This window comes from Reinekea blandensis MED297 (genome assembly GCF_000153185.1).
Classification (GTDB): Bacteria; Pseudomonadota; Gammaproteobacteria; order Pseudomonadales; family Natronospirillaceae; genus Reinekea; species Reinekea blandensis.
Genome location: NZ_CH724149.1, coordinates 890,333 through 909,492, shown reverse-complemented (window position 1 = coordinate 909,492; position 19,160 = coordinate 890,333). Strand labels below are relative to the sequence as shown.

At 51.1% G+C, this 19,160-nt stretch carries 18 protein-coding genes and 3 tRNA genes; 4 read left to right on the top strand and 17 right to left on the bottom strand.

Annotated features, from left to right (window positions below; genetic code table 11):
- Window positions 1-48: 48 nt before the first annotated feature.
- The 6 genes from MED297_RS04165 to MED297_RS04140 form a co-directional block, all read right to left on the bottom strand.
- The gene (locus MED297_RS04165; RefSeq protein WP_008042638.1) at window positions 49-549 is read right to left on the bottom strand and encodes a hypothetical protein; all 501 of its coding nucleotides are present in this window, start codon (window positions 547-549) and stop codon (window positions 49-51) included.
- Window positions 549-1,247: an OmpA/MotB family protein gene (locus MED297_RS04160; protein ID WP_008042637.1), complete on the bottom strand. Its 699-nt coding sequence runs from the start codon at window positions 1,245-1,247 to the stop codon at window positions 549-551. Before MED297_RS04160 ends, MED297_RS04165 begins: the two co-directional genes overlap by 1 nt.
- Complete coding sequence (locus tag MED297_RS04155; RefSeq protein WP_040556440.1) at window positions 1,244-2,497, bottom strand: hypothetical protein; 1,254 nt, start codon at window positions 2,495-2,497, stop codon at window positions 1,244-1,246. The genes MED297_RS04160 and MED297_RS04155 overlap by 4 nt, the downstream gene beginning before the upstream one ends.
- Window positions 2,498-2,635: 138 nt before the next feature.
- The gene (locus tag MED297_RS04150) at window positions 2,636-3,766 is read right to left on the bottom strand and encodes a sodium ion-translocating decarboxylase subunit beta (protein WP_008042635.1); all 1,131 of its coding nucleotides are present in this window, start codon (window positions 3,764-3,766) and stop codon (window positions 2,636-2,638) included.
- Between the two features lie 12 nt (window positions 3,767-3,778).
- Window positions 3,779-5,578, bottom strand: a complete 1,800-nt coding sequence (gene oadA, locus MED297_RS04145; RefSeq protein WP_008042634.1) for a sodium-extruding oxaloacetate decarboxylase subunit alpha — start codon at window positions 5,576-5,578, stop codon at window positions 3,779-3,781.
- 42 nt (window positions 5,579-5,620) lie between these two features.
- Window positions 5,621-5,860: an OadG family protein gene (locus MED297_RS04140; RefSeq protein ID WP_008042633.1), complete on the bottom strand. Its 240-nt coding sequence runs from the start codon at window positions 5,858-5,860 to the stop codon at window positions 5,621-5,623.
- Between the two features lie 14 nt (window positions 5,861-5,874).
- Between MED297_RS04140 and MED297_RS22020 the strand changes: the two genes are divergently transcribed.
- Window positions 5,875-6,030, top strand: a complete 156-nt coding sequence (locus MED297_RS22020) for a hypothetical protein (RefSeq protein ID WP_154650831.1) — start codon at window positions 5,875-5,877, stop codon at window positions 6,028-6,030.
- Window positions 6,031-6,237: 207 nt separating this feature from the next.
- Window positions 6,238-7,182, top strand: a complete 945-nt coding sequence (locus MED297_RS04135; protein ID WP_008042631.1) for a tRNA-dihydrouridine synthase — start codon at window positions 6,238-6,240, stop codon at window positions 7,180-7,182.
- A gap of 76 nt (window positions 7,183-7,258) precedes the next feature.
- Here MED297_RS04135 and MED297_RS04130 read toward each other — a convergent pair.
- The 9 genes from MED297_RS04130 to MED297_RS04090 form a co-directional block, all read right to left on the bottom strand.
- Window positions 7,259-7,335 (bottom strand) — tRNA-Arg (locus MED297_RS04130).
- Window positions 7,336-7,382: 47 nt separating this feature from the next.
- Window positions 7,383-7,459: transfer RNA gene (locus MED297_RS04125), tRNA-Arg, on the bottom strand.
- A gap of 19 nt (window positions 7,460-7,478) precedes the next feature.
- Window positions 7,479-7,568, bottom strand: a tRNA-Ser gene (locus tag MED297_RS04120).
- 116 nt (window positions 7,569-7,684) lie between these two features.
- A complete protein-coding gene (csrA, locus tag MED297_RS04115; RefSeq protein WP_008042629.1) occupies window positions 7,685-7,876 on the bottom strand; it encodes a carbon storage regulator CsrA in 192 nt (63 codons plus the stop codon).
- 158 nt (window positions 7,877-8,034) lie between these two features.
- Window positions 8,035-9,261, bottom strand: a complete 1,227-nt coding sequence (locus MED297_RS04110) for an aspartate kinase (RefSeq protein ID WP_008042627.1) — start codon at window positions 9,259-9,261, stop codon at window positions 8,035-8,037.
- Between the two features lie 11 nt (window positions 9,262-9,272).
- On the bottom strand, window positions 9,273-11,879 hold the full coding sequence (alaS, locus tag MED297_RS04105) for an alanine--tRNA ligase (RefSeq protein ID WP_008042625.1): 2,607 nt from the start codon (window positions 11,877-11,879) through the stop codon (window positions 9,273-9,275).
- A gap of 145 nt (window positions 11,880-12,024) precedes the next feature.
- Window positions 12,025-12,471: a regulatory protein RecX gene (locus MED297_RS04100; RefSeq protein ID WP_040556439.1), complete on the bottom strand. Its 447-nt coding sequence runs from the start codon at window positions 12,469-12,471 to the stop codon at window positions 12,025-12,027.
- Between the two features lie 61 nt (window positions 12,472-12,532).
- Entirely contained in the window at window positions 12,533-13,615 is a 1,083-nt protein-coding gene (gene recA / locus MED297_RS04095; RefSeq protein ID WP_040556438.1) for a recombinase RecA, read from the bottom strand.
- A gap of 126 nt (window positions 13,616-13,741) precedes the next feature.
- The gene (locus tag MED297_RS04090; RefSeq protein WP_008042615.1) at window positions 13,742-14,224 is read right to left on the bottom strand and encodes a CinA family protein; all 483 of its coding nucleotides are present in this window, start codon (window positions 14,222-14,224) and stop codon (window positions 13,742-13,744) included.
- A gap of 78 nt (window positions 14,225-14,302) precedes the next feature.
- Here MED297_RS04090 and mutS point away from each other — a divergent pair, with 78 nt between their 5' ends.
- Together mutS and fdxA are read left to right on the top strand one after the other, a co-directional pair.
- Window positions 14,303-16,891, top strand: coding sequence for a DNA mismatch repair protein MutS (gene mutS, locus MED297_RS04085; RefSeq protein ID WP_008042614.1), 2,589 nt, complete (start codon window positions 14,303-14,305; stop codon window positions 16,889-16,891).
- Between the two features lie 162 nt (window positions 16,892-17,053).
- On the top strand, window positions 17,054-17,377 hold the full coding sequence (fdxA, locus tag MED297_RS04080) for a ferredoxin FdxA (protein WP_008042613.1): 324 nt from the start codon (window positions 17,054-17,056) through the stop codon (window positions 17,375-17,377).
- 41 nt (window positions 17,378-17,418) lie between these two features.
- Here the strand turns inward: fdxA and MED297_RS04075 are convergent, their stop codons facing one another.
- Window positions 17,419-18,039 (bottom strand): LysE family translocator, encoded by a 621-nt coding sequence (locus tag MED297_RS04075; RefSeq protein ID WP_008042612.1) that lies wholly within the window; start codon window positions 18,037-18,039, stop codon window positions 17,419-17,421.
- Window positions 18,040-18,118: 79 nt separating this feature from the next.
- Complete coding sequence (rpoS, locus tag MED297_RS04070) at window positions 18,119-19,153, bottom strand: RNA polymerase sigma factor RpoS (RefSeq protein ID WP_008042611.1); 1,035 nt, start codon at window positions 19,151-19,153, stop codon at window positions 18,119-18,121.
- Window positions 19,154-19,160 lie beyond the last annotated feature (7 nt).

Here is a 19,160-nt window from a genome sequence, read left to right as displayed (position 1 = left end):
TTTTGCCGCTCAGTATTAGGGTCGATTGTGAACAATACATCACAGCGGTCAGTCTTTCAGTCCGCGTCGTTTATCTCTTTTCTCGGAAATCGGATACTGCGTATAGATGGCCCAATAATCTGGCAACTTAAATCGCTCCCGCACCTGCTCACTGTAGGCTTCTTTTCTGGCTTTTGTTGCATCATACCCTTTGAAATGTAGCGTTTGCAGACAATCGCCGCACACCGATGGCTTGCCGTCGAACACCTTTTCACTGGTAGAAATTTGAAATGTACCCTGCTCGCCCGGGAAAGAAGCGCAGACACAAAGGTGATACCGGTTGTGGTCTTTGACCAAGACCCGGCTGTTTTTGTATACCAGAGTAAAGTCCAGTAACCGACTCAACTGGTGCGAGTCGACACGAATCCCTGTTCTTGCCAGGTCGGAACGCTCCTGACCCGTCAGATGAAAAGTTGGATCAAAAAGTTCAAAGTACCCCAGTGCGTCGGTACCTATTTTTTCCCGCATCGCATTGAAGGGTGCGAACGTCATAAAATCGGGTAGTTTCATCAGCGATATCGGTCCAATATAGTCGCAATACGGCTTTCCGCGTCAGTTCGCAACCGAAACTCAACCCGCCGTGAACGCTCGCTGTCTTCTTCACCACTTGTTTGCAGAATGGGCTTTGACGACGACAGGCCATTCGCTGTCATGTGTTCTTTAAGCCAAGCCTTCTCTGCCTGGACAGCAGGCAGTTGCAGTAGAAACTCCAGCGTTGAGCGCGTGCGGGCTTGACTGAGCCCCATGTTCAGGATGTACGCCTCATCCTCTCCACGGCTAACCCAGCCACTGGAGGTATGGCCTTCGATTCTGACTTCAGCGATGTCTTCTCGGTACTTTTCAGACGCAATAATATTCAAATATCTGGGGAAAAAGTCGCTCAGAATGACTTCAAACTCATCCTTCAGATCATTTTCACCTTTGTCAAAAATCAGTTCAGGTCGCCCAAAGCGTATACTCAGATCCGGATTGATTTCCGCCCCCCAGGTTTGCAGGTCAGGTTCAAACTCGTTGACCAGATCCTGATAGAGTTGCGTTCTGAGCTTATCGTAGAGTACAGCCACATCGCGGATTTTGTTCCGTTCAATTTCAGCATTGACCATGAACACGATGGCAACCAGCAAAAACACCATCATCAGCCCGGCCATTAAATCGCTGACGGAGACCCAGTGCTCTTCCTGTTCAATATGCTCTTCGTCGTTTCTCATTTGTCGGACTCGGCCATTCGAATCAAATCCTGCAACCGATCGGTCAGTGGCATATAGTCGTTAACAAATTTTTCGGACAGCGCCGTCAGCTGATAACCAAAGGTGGTTAACGCTTTAGACAGCTCGGCTTCCATCCCTGCTTCCAGTTGCTTGAGCTGCTTTTCATTCTGGCTGAGCAGAGACGTCAACTGCTCGCCCATCACCTGCTGAGATTTCTCGGTTCCTTCTATGAGCAACTCACTGACCCGGCCGGATGTTTGCTGAATACCCTCAGCGGTGGACTCCAGCAGAGTTCGCATTTGTTGTGATTGCCCCTCAACGGTTTCCTGAAGCCCCTTGGTCAATAGCATGATCCGATCTTCCAACTGAGGCAGCCCCTTCTGAGCATCGACGATCAGAGTGCTGAACGTTGTAAGATACTCCCGCAGATTTTCGGACTGGCTTTGCAGCGCACTTAACAGGGTTTCCATGTCTTCGGCAACCGACGTAAATGAGCGTGTCTGCGTGATCAAGCGCTCAAAAGACTCTGCGGCAACGACAGAAGACTTCGCACTGCGCTCATTTGCTTCCAGGAGCGATTCTATTTGGGTTTTGTTGTCTTCCTGCCAGGTCAGCATCCGACCCACGGCATCGTTTAATCGCTTAAAGTTGTCTCCATACTGCTCTTCAATACGGGTATTAAACTCTTTCATGACATGCGTAATGGCTTTTTCCAGGGCCGCGGTGTTCGCTTCTGTCATGTCCTGTTGATAGGTCGTCAATGCCGACAAGACCTGCGAATGCTGTTCGCGTTGCTGCTCAAGAAACTGATCACGCCATTGTAGCCAGTTCTGCTGATCCTCTTTGTCGTCAGTCGCAACTGCATTCGCAATGCGCTCTAGATGCCAGGCCAGATCGTCCATGGTCGCCGTCATTTTGGACTCTCGATGAGCCCGAACCCGCATGCTGGCAACCGCGTAACGGAACTTAATCGACAACGCCCCTAAAAGACCGGCAATGGACGTCCAGAATGCGGTTTTAAGTCCTTCCAGTAGCTCTGGAACACTGTCTTCAACAGCACCGGTATTAAACTCACTCAAGCCGAGCGCCACCCCTAAGAAAGTTCCGAAAATCCCGACACTGGTCAGAATACTGGGCGAATAGTTTGCGGTATGAGCTGAATAGACTGGGCCATGAAAGTAAATCATGAGCAGTACGATGACCCCGATGATTATCCAGGTCAGGGTCGAAAAAGACTGTAATAGTTCCATAATGTTGCCAGTAGAATGCGGATTGACCGCCACCTTGCAAAAATCAGTGGCCTGTTAAATAACACAATACCAATTTTTAAAGCCATAAAAAAAGGCGCCATTGCGAAAATGGCGCCTTCCCAGCGAAATCGATTCTGATCAACCGAAGTAGGAGAGCATAACCCCTGCGGCTACGGCTGACCCGATAACCCCGGCGACGTTTGGTCCCATCGCATGCATCAGTAAGAAGTTCTGGTTGTTCGCTTCCAGACCAACCTTGTTTGAAACCCGCGCGGCCATCGGCACGGCGGAAACCCCTGCAGATCCTATTAACGGATTAATCGGCACCTTGATGAACAGATTCATCAACTTAGCCATCAGTACGCCAGTGGCCGTACCGACGCAAAACGCAACCAGACCTAACGCCAGAATGCCCAGAGTTTCCACATTCAGAAACGCCGACGCGCTCATTTTCGAGCCAACGGCCAGACCCAGCATGATCGTGACGGTGTTCATCAACGCGTTCTGAGCGGTATCGCTCAAACGGTCGACAACACCACTTTCTTTCATCAGGTTCCCCAGGCAGAACATGCCCAGCAAAGGCGCCGCCGACGGCAGGAACATGGCGACCAAGAGCAGTACGACGATCGGGAAAATGATTTTCTCACGTTTGGAAACCACCCGAAGCTGTTCCATTTTGATTTTCCGCTCATCACTGGTGGTCAACGCCTTCATGATTGGCGGCTGAATCAGCGGAACCAGGGCCATGTAACTGTATGCGGCCACCGCAATAGCACCGAGCAACTCAGGTGCCAGCCGACTGGCAACGAAAATGGAGGTCGGACCATCAGCGCCGCCGATAATACCGATGGCGGCAGCATCCTGCAGGCTGAAATCGACCCAGCCCATAGAGCTCATCCATACCGCACCAATCACCGTGCCGAATATACCGAACTGAGCAGCGGCTCCCAGAAACAACGTTTTGGGGTTCGCCAAGAGCGGTCCGAAATCGGTCATCGCGCCAACACCCATGAAGATCAGCAATGGGAATACACCGGTGCTGATGCCGACTTTCGAGATGTAATACAGCAGGCCACCCACTTCGCCCATACCAGCCCCTGGAATATTGACCAGAATGGTGCCAAAACCAATAGGCAGAAGCAGTAGCGGCTCAAAACGCTTTGATATCGCCAGATAAATCAGGACCAGACCGACCAGCATCATGACAAATTGCCCAAATGACAAATTGTACAGACCTGAATCCAATATCAGTTGTTGAAACTTATCCATGAACTCGGCTCCTTAAAGCGTCAGCAGAGTATCGCCAACAGATACGGAATCGCCTTCTTTCACAGCGACTTGACTGACCGTACCGGCCTGCGGTGCACTGACTTCCGTTTCCATTTTCATGGCTTCCAGAATCATCACAACCTGACCCTCTTCAACGGCCTCCCCAGGGCTGACCAACACCTTAAAGATGTTACCGGCAAGCGGCGCTGGCACTTCGACGCCCGCGGATTCGGTTGGCTGCGGTGCTGCAGAAGCTTCCCCACCCTCGGTAATTGACGGGTTGTAGGTTTTTCCGTTGACAGTAACCGAGACGTCGCCTTTGGCATCCACAGAAGCCACATAGGATTTCCCGTTGACTTCGACGGTATAAACGCCTTCGCCACCAGCGGCCTTCGACGATGGCGCTGCGTCGGCTTCGGTCGGCGCGGGTTCAAACGCATCCGGATTGTCTCGATTTTCCAGGAACTTCAACCCGATTTGCGGAAAGAGCGCATAGATCAGTACATCATCAACTTTCGAATCAGCCAGACGGATGCCTTTTTCCTTGGCAATGCTTTCGAGTTCTGCGGTCAACTTGTCCAACTCGTTTTCCAGCAGGTCAGCTGGGCGGCAGGTAATCGCTTCAGCACCATCGAGCACCTTTTTCTGCAGGTCTTCATTGAACGGTGCCGGGGCTGCACCATACTCACCTTTCAGGATGGCCTGGGTTTCTTTAGAAATGGACTTGTACCGTTCCCCGGTTAATACATTCAGCACGGCCTGTGTTCCGACAATCTGAGAAGTCGGAGTTACTAATGGAATGTGACCAAGGTCTTCACGAACCCGGGGGATTTCAGCCAACACGTCATCAAACTTATCGGCGGCACCCTGCTCTTTGAGTTGGCCTTCCATGTTCGTCAACATGCCACCCGGTACCTGAGCAATCAGAATACGGGTATCGGTACCACGAAGCTGGCCTTCAAACTTGCTGTATTTCTTGCGGATTTTCCGGAAGTAAGTCGCAATGTCTTCAAGCAGTTCCAGGTCCAGACCAGGGTCCCGCTCGGTGCCCTTCAACGCGGCTACCAGCGCTTCGGTCGGTGAATGACCATAGGTCATCGACATTGAGGAAATAGCGGTATCAACATGATCGACACCGGCTTCAATGGCTTTTAACTGAGTCATGGAAGACAGGCCCGACGTCGCATGGGTGTGGAAAGAAATCGGGATATCCAGCGATGACTTCATCTGACTGATCAGATCGAAAGCATCATAAGGAGTCAAAATGCCGGACATGTCTTTGATCGCAATCGAATCTGCACCCATGTCCTCAATCTGTTTGGACAACGCCAACCAGTTTTCAGTGGTATGCACCGGACTCGTGGTGAAAGAAATGGTGCCCTGCGCATGAGCGCCCTGTTTACGCACCGCTTCCATTGCGCGTTGCAGATTGCGCGGATCATTCATGGCATCAAAGACGCGGAAAACGTCGACACCATTGGTAACCGCACGCTCGACAAACTTATCGACGACATCGTCGGCATAGTGCCGGTACCCTAACAGGTTCTGTCCACGCAGCAGCATTTGCTGACGGGTATTGGGCATCGCTTTTTTCAACTCACGAATACGATCCCATGGGTCTTCTCCCAAAAACCGGATACAGGCATCAAAGGTTGCCCCACCCCAGGACTCAAGAGACCAGTATCCAACCTGATCGAGCTTTTCGCAGATCGGCAACATGTCGTCGATACGTAAACGCGTTGCAAACAGAGACTGGTGAGCATCTCTTAGTACAACATCAGTGATTTTTATCGGATTTTTATTTGTTGTCATGGATTCTTACCTTTCAGAATCGAATAGTGCCGCAGCAACTGTTCAGGATGATTTTTGATGAATCTGTTTAATGGCCGCCGCCACGGCTGCGATTTCAGCGAGATCTTCACCTGAGTTACGATTGGAAACTTTGGAAGGCGTTTCAGGCTCTGCTGTGCCTGGCATTTGCATGATGATTTTTGACATTAACATGGTTCCGAAAACCAGTAACGTCAGGAAGACAAAAACGCTCCCCATCCCCATAAGCATGAGGTTGACGCCGCCCTGAATAAGCTCAGACATGGATTGATCCTTGTATGACCCGAGTAATTGTTGGCTGGACAGGGACCGAGCCATCGGACTTGGCTACGGACATTAACTGGAACATCAAAGCTCGCTCTGGCTATTGCCATCGCAAACCCGACACCATTTTCCAGTCACCTGTCGTTCAGAGTTCAAATGCCCTGAATTAACACCGTAGGTTACCTTATATTGACAAATCGAAGCAATAAAACCGCCGAACCATTGTTGCAACGATGCATTTCAGGGCCTCATGAGTCCTAGTCAGCAAAACGAAAATTTACGGTTGCAATAGGCATCGCCAAAACGCACAAAAAACTCGCCCCCGGCATGACAGCCCGGTATCCTTGCCACCCGAATTACGAACCGTTTGTTGTGATATGAGTATCTATTTGGCGCCGATGGAAGGCTTGGCGGATCACTATCTGCGCAAGCTCATCACCCAGTGCGGTGGGTATGACCTGGCCGTCTCAGAGTTTGTACGTGTTGTTGATCAGTTACTGCCCAAGCGCGTTTTTCTTGAGCAGGTCCCTGAGTTACACCAACAGGGTCGCACTGGCGCTGGCACCCCGGTACGGGTGCAACTTCTTGGCAGTCACCCCCAAGCTCTGGCCGAAAACGCCCTGCGCGCCATTGAGCTAGGCTCACACGGTCTCGATCTCAACTTCGGATGCCCAAGCAAAACCGTCAATGCCTCCAAGGGTGGCGCGGTACTCTTAACGGAGCCGGAAAGCATCTATGCTGTGGTTCGTTCTGTTCGAGATGCGCTTCCAGGCGATCAAACGCTGTCGGCTAAAATGCGACTTGGCTTTGAAGATAACTCCTTAATGTGGGAATGCGCCCACGCAATACGCGATGGTGGTGCGAACGAAATCATTGTGCATGCCAGAACGAAACAGCAGGGATACACGCCACCCGCCTACTGGCATCTGCCAGCGGATTTCGAAGCGCGCCTGGGTATCCCGATGATCATTAATGGCGAGATTTGGACACCGGCTGATGCCGGTCGCGCCCAACATGAAGCCAACTGTTCGTCGATCATGTTAGGTCGTGGTGCCGTTCGTAACCCATGGTTGGCGTCCGAAATTACGGGCCGTCACAATCAAAAGTCCGATTGGTCGCAGGTTCATCAGTTGGTTGTTCAGTTCTGGCAAGAGGTTACGCAACAGATGTCACCACGCTACTGCGCCGGACGTCTTAAGCAGTGGCTAAACCATCTCAGACTGAGCTTTGTTGAAGCAGAACGATTATTTCAGCGCATTCGACGGCTGAACACGATTGATGAAATCAACCAGGTTCTTCCCGGCTTTGGTGATGCGAACTAAATAAGACCTGGCTGACCACCATCTTCTATCAACAAAGATAATGCTAACCGGGTGGAAGATGACTTTAAGAGGGAGTTGGCGCGCCCGGCACGATTCGAACGTGCGACCGCCTGGTTCGTAGCCAGGTACTCTATCCAGCTGAGCTACGGGCGCGTACAGACCATGTCTTTTTTATACAGAGCTCATGTCCTCTGTTAAATTGGCGCGCCCGGCACGATTCGAACGTGCGACCGCCTGGTTCGTAGCCAGGTACTCTATCCAGCTGAGCTACGGGCGCTGACTGCAAAAGCAGTAAGTGGCGGAGAGAGAGGGATTCGAACCCTCGATGAGATTTCTCCCATACGCCCTTAGCAGGGGCGCGCCTTCAGCCACTCGGCCATCTCTCCAAACAACGGCGCGCATATTACCACGGTTTTTTTAAAATGAAAGAAAAAACTCAATAAAATTAACAGATTAGCGAATTTTATCGATGTGGAATATGAGCCGGAGTGACGGTCAGAACTTACTCGTCATCCTCTTCCGGATGCCCCATTTCCTTCTGAATACGCTGATAAATTTCTTCGCGGTGAACTGCGACATCTTTCGGCGCATTCACCCCGATTCGAACCTGATTACCCTTGACCCCGAGTACAGTCACCGTTACCTCATCGCCAATCATTAATGTTTCACCAACTCGGCGCGTTAAAATCAGCATTCACCAATCTCCTAAAATTCCTGGAACATTCCTGTTTTCCAGATGCCCACTCCTGTGCTTGAGGGCAAAAGTACAACAATCATGCCTAGTATTGTCTACAAATTAAATAAATAAAGCACAAACAGGGGAAAAATCACCCGGTGCTATCGTCTATCGGGTCACTCGCTTTGAATATCAAGCTCAAAGGCCGTGTGTAACGCTCTGACGGCCAGCTCGAGATACTTTTCTTCCAGCACAACAGAGACTTTAATTTCTGATGTTGAAATCATCAGAATGTTAATATTTTCAGCGGCCAGGGCATCAAACATCTTCGACGCCACCCCTGCGTGAGAACGCATGCCGACACCGACAATAGACACCTTAGCAATGGCGTTGTCTCCACGCACAGCCTGAGCGCCTAAATCTTCTGCGACCGATTCAAGCACCTGAACCACTCGCTGATAGTCATTTCTGTGCACAGTAAAGGTAAAATCGGTCGTGTTATCTTCCGCGACATTTTGAACAATCATGTCCACTTCAATATTGGCGGCGCTGACCGGCCCCAATATTCGGCTTGCCGCGCCAGGGATGTCAGGTACGCCAACCAGCGTCAGCTTGGCTTCGTCACGATTAAAGGCAATGCCTGATATTACGGGTTGTTCCATTTTCTGATCACCTTCAAATGTAATCAACGTGCCAGGCCCGTCAACAAAGCTTGACAGTACTCTGAGCGGTACTTGATATTTGCCAGCAAATTCAACCGAGCGTATCTGTAAAACCTTAGAACCCAAGCTGGCCATTTCCAGCATTTCTTCAAAGGTAATTTGCTCAAGACGTCGCGCCTTTTCCACGACACGAGGATCCGTCGTGTAAACACCGTCTACGTCGGTATATATCTGACACTCGTCAGCCTTGAGCGCAGCTGCAATAGCCACGGCGGAGGTGTCGGAGCCACCCCGGCCTAACGTTGTAGTATTACCGGACTCGTCCACACCCTGAAAACCGGCAACGACGACAACACGACCTTTTTTAATATCTTCCTGGATGGCATCGACACCAATCTCACGAATACGGGCTTTGGTGTAGGCACTGTCGGTGAGTATCTTGATCTGATCACCGGTATAGGACTTGGCGTCACATCCACGCTCGTGCAAGGCCATTGCCAACAACGCAATGGTAACCTGCTCACCGGTCGAGACCAGAACGTCCAACTCTCGCGGGCTGGGTTGGTCGGTAATTTCTGATGCCAGACCGAGCAGTCGGTTCGTCTCGCCACTCATTGCAGAAACGACAACAACAACGTCATGCCCTTCATCACGAAATGACTTAATTTTGTCAGCGACCGCTCCGATACGCTCAACTGAGCCAACAGAGGTGCCACCGTATTTCTGTACGTAAAAGGCCATATCGCTTCACATCAGTTTGACAGTTGTTGTTCCACCCAGGTCGGTACGGCCTGCAGCGCGTCCGGGATTTTATTAATGTCGCCGCCTCCGGCCATCGCCATGTCGGGCTTACCTCCGCCTTTGGCGCCCATCAGAGCTCCCACATCTTTAATCAGATTGCCGGCTTTGAAGGTAGCGGTCAGGTCTTTGGTTACACCCGCGGCTAACTGTACTTTTTCGCCATCGACCGCAACGATCAGGATGACGGCAGAACCGAGTTTCGACTTCATCTGGTCCATGGTTGAACGCAACGACTTAGCATCAACGCCATCCAGCCTTACAGCCAACACTTTAACGCCCTGAACGTCTTTAACCTCGCTGGTTAAATCACCGGCAGCCGCCGACGCCAGTTTATCCTTGAGTTTCGACAGCTCTTTTTCCAGGTCTTTACTGTGTGCAACCGCTTGTTGAACCTTGGATTCAAGTTGATCGACTGAGCATTTAAACTGCCCGGAGAGACGATTAACGACAGCATCCCGCTGGCGAATCTCCGCCAGCGCGTAGGGTCCGGCGACCGCTTCAACTCGCCGAATACCGGCCGCAATACCGCTTTCAGCAACAATCCGGAAGAGACCAATGTCGCCGGTCCGCTGAACGTGCGTGCCCCCACACAGTTCTTTAGAATAGGCATCTTCACCCATGGTCAGCACACGTACCTGATCATCGTACTTCTCTCCGAACAGCGCGACGGCACCTGCCGCTTTAGCGCTGTCGATATCCATCAGTTCCGTGGTGACTTCGGCGTTTGCCATAATGTGATGATTTACCAGCGTTTCAATTTGAACGAGCTCTTCAGCGGTCACCGCCTCTAAATGGGAAAAGTCGAACCGCAGCTTGTCGTGGGTAACCAATGAGCCACGCTGCTGTACGTGCGTCCCCAGTACTTCACGCAAAGCCGCGTGCAGCAAGTGAGTAGCACTGTGATGACGAGCTGTATTTTCACGCTCATTGCGCTGAACCTTTGCGGCAACACGATCATCAGTTTTCAATACGCCGTCAGTAACGCGCACCTGATGTAAGAAGTGACCTTGATGCTTCTGACAATCGATCACTTCGAGGCTTGCTGCTTCGGTGGTTATCACACCACGATCACCCGCTTGACCACCGGATTCCGCGTAAAATGGTGTCTGATCGAGAATCACCACCCCTTCATCACCGACTGACAACTGAGAAACGGTGTCTTCACCTCGCAACAACCGGATGACCTGCCCTTCCGCCGCCAGTGTCTCATAGCCTAAGAAATTGGTTGCGCCATCCAGAGCCAGATCAAGGTCCCGATCCATTTTGAATTTGTTCGCAGATTGTGCCCGTTTACGTTGTTCGGCCATGCGTGATTCAAAGCCGTCCTGATCGATATCCAAGCCTTTTTCTCTGGCAACGTCAGCGGTCAGGTCGGCCGGAAAGCCATAAGTATCATAAAGTTTGAAGACCAACTCACCCGGAATCACGTTACCCTCAATGTCAGCAATGCCCTGCTCAAGAATGGTCATGCCGTTTTCCAGAGTCCGGGCGAACTGCTCTTCTTCTATCTTAAGTACTTTGCGAACGTGATCGGCCTGTTCGGCCAGCTCAGGGTAGGCTTCACCCATTTGATCAACAAGATCATCCACCAACTTAAACAGGAAGAGGTCTTGGCAACCCAGTTTGTAACCGTGACGCACTGCGCGCCGGATGATCCGTCGGAGAACATATCCCCGTCCTTCATTAGAAGGAATCACCCCATCAGCGATTAAAAAGGCCGTCGATCGAATGTGATCGGCAATGACGCGCAGAGAACGATTTTCAATGTCTGTGCAGCCGGTAACGCGCATCGCTGCCCGAATGAGGGCCTGGAACAGATCAATCTCGTAGTTACTGTGAACCCCCTGCAGGATCGCAGCCAATCGCTCCAGACCCATGCCTGTATCAACAGAAGGTTTGGGTAACGGGACGCGGCTGCCATCCGCTAACGTATCGAACTGCATGAAAACCAGATTCCAGATTTCTATGTAACGGTCGAGATCATCGTCGGGGCTGCCCGGAGGTCCGCCAGGAACCTCTTCGCCATGATCGTAAAAAATCTCAGAACAAGGTCCACAAGGGCCGGTATCGCCCATCATCCAGAAATTGTCTTTATCGCCCAGTCGGGACAATCTATTCGGATCAACACCAATGTCGTTAATCCAGATATCAGCGGCTTCGTCATCGTCTTGATAGACCGTAACCCAGAGCTTTTCCTTTGGCAGACCCAACTCTTCAGTCAGAAAGGTCCACGCAAAACGTATCGCGTCCTGTTTGAAATAATCACCAAAGCTGAAATTGCCCAACATCTCAAAAAAGGTGTGGTGGCGAGCCGTATACCCAACGTTTTCGAGGTCATTGTGTTTACCTCCTGCACGCACACAGCGTTGAGCCGTCGTTGCCCGGCTGTAATCACGACGATCGGTTCCCAAAAACACATCTTTAAACTGGTTCATACCAGCATTCGTGAACAGCAACGTTGGATCGTCACCGGGTACAAGGGAGCCCGCTGGCACAACCCGATGTTCATGCTTTTCAAAAAACTCTAGGAAACGGCGTCTAATTTCGGAGGTTTTCATGCGTAATTTGGGTCTCTTTCCGGGTTCGGCTTCAAAAGGGTGTCAATAGTACACACAAGCGCGGCCAGTGGAAATAGCTCGATAGACCCGGGGTTGCTCGCTTTGGGAGCGACTGGGAGGGATAAATGGTGACGAAAAGACGGCTTCAGTCGGACGCGGATTGCTTCAACGTATCACAGACATACCGTATACAATCTGATGAGTATCCTCGATAAGACAGGAATCGATACACCTTCGCTTGCTGTTCAAAGCTGACACCGTTTGGGAACTTCCGCTTTGCCACGTCCAGAGCGGCTTCAAACCAGTCATGATCGAGCGATCCCAGAGCTTGCTCAACACGCTCTGCGATACCACGCTGGCGAGCTTCATTAACTATCCGAATAGGCCCTCGCCCTTTCATCAGCTGACTGCGCACCCACATTTCGGTGAAACGCTCATCTGATTGCAGTCCCTGCTCTTGAAGACGAGCAATCACCGCCTCGATTTGATCTGATTCTTCTGGAAACTTACGCGCCAATTTAGCTTGTAGCTCAGACTCTGAATGCTCCCGTCGGGCAAGGATATTCAGCGCCGTATTCCATACAGATGACATATTTGCCTCATAAGTAAAACGCCGGACTAAGGTCCGGCGTATCGAGAACTAGCGTTCAAGCTCAGGCTTTTTCAGCTTTCGATGCTGATGTCTTTGGCTTAGACTCAGCTTTTTCCTCAGCCTTAGCGTCGGCCTCAGCGGGCTTCACATCACTTTGATCTTCAAGATATTTAGCGCGAATCGCCGCTTCAATTTCCTGGGCCATTTCTGGATTCTCACCCAAAAACTTGGCGGCATTGGCCTTACCTTGCCCGATCTTGTTGCCTTTGTAGGAGTACCAGGCACCGGATTTTTCGACCAGTCCAATTTTCACACCCAGATCAATCACTTCGCCAAGGTGATAAATGCCCTTGCCATACATGATCTGGAACTCAGCCTGTTTAAACGGTGGTGCCACCTTATTTTTAACCACTTTCACCCGAGTTTCGGAACCGACAACCTCATCGCCATCTTTAATGGTTCCGGTTCGACGAATGTCCAAACGAACCGATGAGTAGAATTTCAGAGCATTACCACCAGTCGTGGTCTCAGGGTTACCAAACATAACACCAATTTTCATACGGATCTGGTTAATGAAGATGACCAGACAGTTGGCGGTTTTGATATTACCGGTGATTTTACGCAGTGCCTGCGACATTAAACGAGCTTGCAAGCCGACGTGGTGGTCACCCATTTCACCTTCAATTTCGGCTTTCGGGACAAGCGCTGCAACTGAGTCGACAATGATGACATCCACTGCATTCGAACGAACCAGCATATCTGTAATTTCAAGGGCTTGCTCGCCGGTATCCGGCTGAGAGACCAACAGGTCATCAACATTAACACCCAACTTACCGGCATAGTTTGGATCCAGCGCGTGTTCAGCATCCACAAACGCGCAGGTTCCGCCGGCTTTTTGCGCTTCAGCAATAACCTGGAGAGTCAGTGTGGTTTTACCCGAAGACTCCGGGCCATAAATTTCGACCACCCGACCTTTTGGCAGACCACCAATGCCCAACGCAATATCAAGCCCCAGAGATCCGGTCGAAATTGCGGGTACATTGACCTTTTCCTGATCACCCATGCGCATCACTGAGCCTTTACCGAACTGCCGTTCAATCTGACTAAGCGCCGCCGAGAGGGCTTTTTCTTTATTGGTATCCATGATGATCCCTTCCAAAAAATTATAAGTGCTGTATGAATGACCAGTATTTAAACACGTTTATTTTCCTGATGACAAGAAAATTTTTGTTAAGCACTGACCTGCTCTATCGGAGCAACAATGTGGAGGCTATGACAGCTCGTCGCCGCTTGAAATAAGAGAATGTAAAACCTCAAGCGCCGTCTCAACCGTCTGTCGGCGAACCTCTGAACGACTGCCAGTAAAATGATGGCAATCAGTGCGATTAAAACCGTCAGGTCCGGACCATGCAAACCACACCGTGCCGACGGGTTTTTCTGGGGAGCCGCCATCCGGTCCGGCGACACCACTGACAGCAACACACCAATCACTCTGACAATAACGTCGTCCATGCGCTGCCATTTGCTGAACAACGGTTTCACTGACCGCACCACACCGAACAATATCGTCGGAATGCACCCCAAGCTGCACTTTCATCGCGTTAGAGTAAGTGACCACACCGCCAGTAAACCACTGAGAACTTCCTGGCAGGTCCGTACAGTACGCTGCGATACCGCCACCCGTACAGGACTCTACCGTAGACATAGTCTGTTGCTTTGCCATGAGTCTCGCTGCGAGTTTTTCCAGTTCCATCAAACCTCCGGGTTTTGCTCTGTTGGCGATTGCCCTATGATTAGCCGCCTATTATCAACCGGCCATTTCAGGAACAACATGACCAAACAGGGCAAGTCAAAAACTGAACACACTCCAATGATGCAGCAATATCTGAAGATTAAAAAGCAGCATCCGGACGATCTGGTGTTCTATCGGATGGGAGACTTTTACGAGCTGTTTTTTGACGATGCGAAACTTGCTGCAAAGTTGCTGGACATTACCCTGACAAAACGAGGGCAAAGCGGCGGCCAACCGATCCCGATGGCCGGAATCCCGTTTCATGCCGCAGAAAACTATATTGCCCGACTGGTACAACAGGGGCAGACGGTGGCCATCTGTGAGCAGATCGGCGATCCAGCCACCAGTAAAGGACCTGTCGAGCGACAAGTGGTCAGGGTACTGACCCCGGGCACCCTCAGCGACGAGGCTTACCTGCAAGATCGACAGGAAAGCCTGCTGGCGGCTCTTTTTAACCACGCCGAAACCTGGGCCATTGCCGTACTGGACGTCGCCAGCGGCCGTTTTAATGTTTTACAAACACCCACGCAAGAAGAGGCGTTAAACGAGCTCGAACGTCTCAAACCCCGTGAGATTCTGTATGCGGAAGATCAAACCCAATACGAACTCAGCTATCAGGCCACTTGGCGGGCTCAGCCTGTTTGGTTATTTGATCTCGACAGCGCGGTTGAACAACTGAACCATCAATTCGGAACCAAAAGCCTGAGTGGCTTTGGTGTTGAAACTCTGACGGAAGCATTGAGGGCTGCCGGTTGCTTATTAAACTATGCCCGCGAAACTCAACGAGGCGAGCTGCCCCACGTCAATGCCATTGCGCCCGAGTTAACCAGCGACAGTGTTATCCTTGACAGCGCCACCCGACGCAACCTGGAAATTGACATCAACGTCCGGGGTGAAGAAAGCCATACATTATTCGCCTTGATGGATCATTGCAGTACGGCCATGGGCAGTCGCCGTTTACGACGCTGGCTGAATCGTCCACTGCGCGATCAGGATCAATTACGACAGCGCCAGGCCGCCGTCGCTATTCTGCTGGATGACTTCCGCTTTGAGCAGTTTCAACAACATCTCAAACCGATTGGCGACATTGAACGCGTCTTGGCACGAGTGGCCCTTCGTTCGGCCCGGCCTCGAGACCTGATCCGTCTTCGCGAAGCCCTCGCTGCCCAAACCGACCTGCAGAGTTTATTAGAGACCTGTGACAACAATGTCCTGCAAACTCTGCGCTCACAGTTAAACGTCGATCCAAAATGGCTCGATGAACTTAGGTCAGCGATACGCGACAACCCTCCGGTGGTCATTCGCGAAGGCGGTGTCATTGCCGAAGGTTACGACCATGAACTGGACGAACTGCGGGGGCTGGACTCCAATGCCGCTGATTTTCTGGCTGAAATGGAAACAACCGAACGAAATCGTACCGGGCTGTCGAGCCTTAAAGTCGGGTACAACCGGGTTCACGGTTACTATATTGAAATCAGCAAGGCTCAAGCCGCCGATGCGCCGGTAGAGTACACGCGTCGCCAAACCCTGAAGAATGCTGAGCGCTTTATTACTCCCGAGCTGAAAACGTTTGAAGACAAAGCCTTGAGTGCACGCAGTCGCGCGCTGGCGAGGGAAAAGCATCTTTACGATGAACTGGTTCAAAAACTGGCCGAAAACCTACCAGGCCTGCAGCAATTTTGTGAGGGATTGATCGAGTTAGACGTCTTGGTCAACCTGGCGCACTGTGCTGACCGGTTTGACTGGAATCAGCCAGAGCTGACCCATCAGAATATTCTGACCATTGAAGGCGGACGTCATCCGGTGGTTGAAGCGCTAAATGACACTCCCTTTGTCCCGAACAGCACTCAGCTTAGCTCAGACTGCCGAATGCAGATTATCACTGGTCCTAACATGGGCGGTAAATCCACCTATATGAGACAAGTCGCCCTGATTGCACTGTTAGGTTGTATTGGCAGTTTTGTGCCTGCAGATCGGGCCGTTATTGGCCCTCTGGATCGAATATTTACCCGAATGGGGTCTTCGGACGACATCGCCGGAGGTCGGTCTACGTTCATGGTCGAAATGACCGAGACTGCCAACATTCTTCATAATGCAACGCCCAACAGCTTGGTGATCATGGATGAAGTGGGCCGGGGAACCAGTACATTCGATGGCCTCTCTCTGGCATGGGCCAGTGCCGAACAGTTGGTGAGTCAGGTTCAGGCACTGACGTTATTTGCGACCCACTACTTTGAAATGACCACGCTCGGTGAGACCGAAAACGCCGTTCAAAATGTTCATCTGGATGCGACTGAGCATGATGATCGATTGGTCTTTCTGCATCGTGTTCAGGAAGGCCCGGCATCACAGTCCTACGGTATTCAAGTCGCTAAACTCGCTGGTGTACCAGAAACCGTCATCACCCGGGCACGTCAGCGGCTGGCAGAGCTTGAGGCGCAGCCTTCGGCCCCTACCGTCAAACCGGAGCCATCGAGAACGGCAGTTGTCGATTCGGCTCCCGCTCAGGCAGATCTGTTTGCGACCGCACAACATCCGATCATCGATGAACTGGAGCAACTGGATCTGGATAATCTGACACCCCGACAGGCACTCGAATGGCTTTATCGGAATCGGGAACGTTTATAAGTCGACCACAAAACCCGAATCGGGTATATGATTCAATCATTAAAAATATTTTTATATTTCCATCAGGAATAAGCATGCATCCTTTTGGTTTCAAACTTACCTTGAGCGAGATATGAACCGCCACTAGAATACCGGCACTGAAATTCCGGGAGAGAGACAAACATGGCTTTTGTTGTTATCGAAAACTGCATCAAGTGCAAATACACTGACTGCGTTGAAGTATGCCCAGTCGACTGCTTTTACGAAGGGCCAAATTTTCTGGTGATTCATCCCGATGAATGCATTGACTGCGCACTGTGTGAACCGGAATGTCCAGCCGAAGCCATTTTGTCAGAAGACGAAGTCCCCGCTGATCAGATCGACTTTATCGAACTGAATGCAGAGCTTGCTGAAGTTTGGCCGAACATTACTGAACAAAAAGACCCATTGCCAGACGCCGATGAGCAAAATGGCGTCCCTAACAAGCGTACTGAGTTGGCTCGCTGACACTCAATATCCGGCGCCAGCGATCGCTTGGCGCCAGACACTCAACTGCTTTTCAATAACAGAAAACCAGCCGCACCTAACATGATCGAACCAGCGCCTTTGTTCAGCAGACGAGCTTTGCGAGGCGTTTCAAAAAACGTCCGTGCCGACGCGGCAAGCGTTGCGATCAGCATTAACCCCATCATCAGACTGATCAACGTTAACACCGACACCAGAAGAATATCTCCGCCACTCAAGCGCTGCACGTCCAAAAACGTTGGTAAGAAGGCGATATAGAACAGGATAACCTTGGGGTTTGACGCTGAAATGGTGAACCCTTGAATAAACGCCAACACAGCCCCTCGACTGCCCGTTGGGCCGTCAAGTGCTGACGAAGACACCGGCGCTGTCCACATTTTCCACCCCAGATAGGCAAGATAGGCCGCACCGACAACTCTGATCAACAAAAATACTTCACCCCACTCCTGGGCAATGACGGCCAAACCAAAACACGCGGCGATCAGATACAGAATGTCGCTGACGACCATGCCAAATGCTAATAGCCAGCAACTGCGCCCTCCGGTCGACAATGCCCGGGCAATAATGGCAAAGACCCCTGGTCCGGGCGTTACACCAAAAATAAAGACGATGATGAAGAACGAAAATGCGGCTTCAAAGGTCATGAATGCCTGATCCCTGTCGATATCGGTACATAAAAAAAGCCTGTCTAGGACAGGCTTTCATTATACGGTTCCGAGGCTTTTAAGCACCAAAAAGTGCCGTCGATGTCAGGCCTTGCTTCTCCATGATATCCCGCAGCCTTCTCAGCGACTCGACCTGGATCTGTCGGACTCGCTCTCGGGTTAAGCCGATTTCCCGACCAACATCTTCCAAAGTGCTGGTTTCATAGCCGCGCAGGCCAAATCGTCGGGCAACGACTTCACGCTGTTTTTCAGACAACTCATCAAGCCAACGATCAATACTGGCTTTCAGATCATCGTCCTGGAGTGTATCGCTTGGATCACTGGCCCGATCATCAGAAATGGTTTCCAGCAAACTCTTTTCCGAGCTCGGACCAATTGGCGTATCAATTGACGTGACGCGTTCGTTGAGCGCCAACATCTTTTTCACGTCTTCGACGGGTTTTTCCAACAATTGGGCAATATCTTCCGGTGTTGGTTCATGATCCAGCTTTTGTGCCAGTTCACGCGCGGCCCGAAGATAAACATTCAGCTCTTTAACAACATGAATCGGTAGGCGAATCGTCCGCGTCTGGTTCATAATGGCCCGTTCGATGGTCTGACGGATCCACCAGGTCGCGTAGGTTGAGAATCGGAAACCACGCTCGGGATCAAACTTTTCAACGGCACGGATCAGACCGAGGTTGCCTTCCTCAATCAAATCCAGCAGAGTCAGTCCGCGATTAAGGTAGCGTCGGGCGATTTTAACAACCAGACGAAGGTTACTTTCAATCATACGTTTACGGCCGGCCGGCTCACCTTTGCGAGCCAATCGAGCAAAGTACACTTCTTCCTCTGGACTTAATAAAGGCGAAAACCCAATTTCGTTTAAATACAGCTGAGTGGCATCTAACGATCGCTGAAGATTACCGTTGGCGTTCAGGGCCTCCTGAAACTCGCCATCATCGCTCTCTTCTGCCTCAGCCTGGGTATCTTCAAATGCGGGGTTGTTCGCTTCGTTGATGGACAGTTCTTCGAAATTGCCGCCCATCAGATCTTTGAAGGTTTTAATCTGTTCATCAGCGATTGTCGCTGTCTGTTCCCTGAGATCCGCCATAATCTTT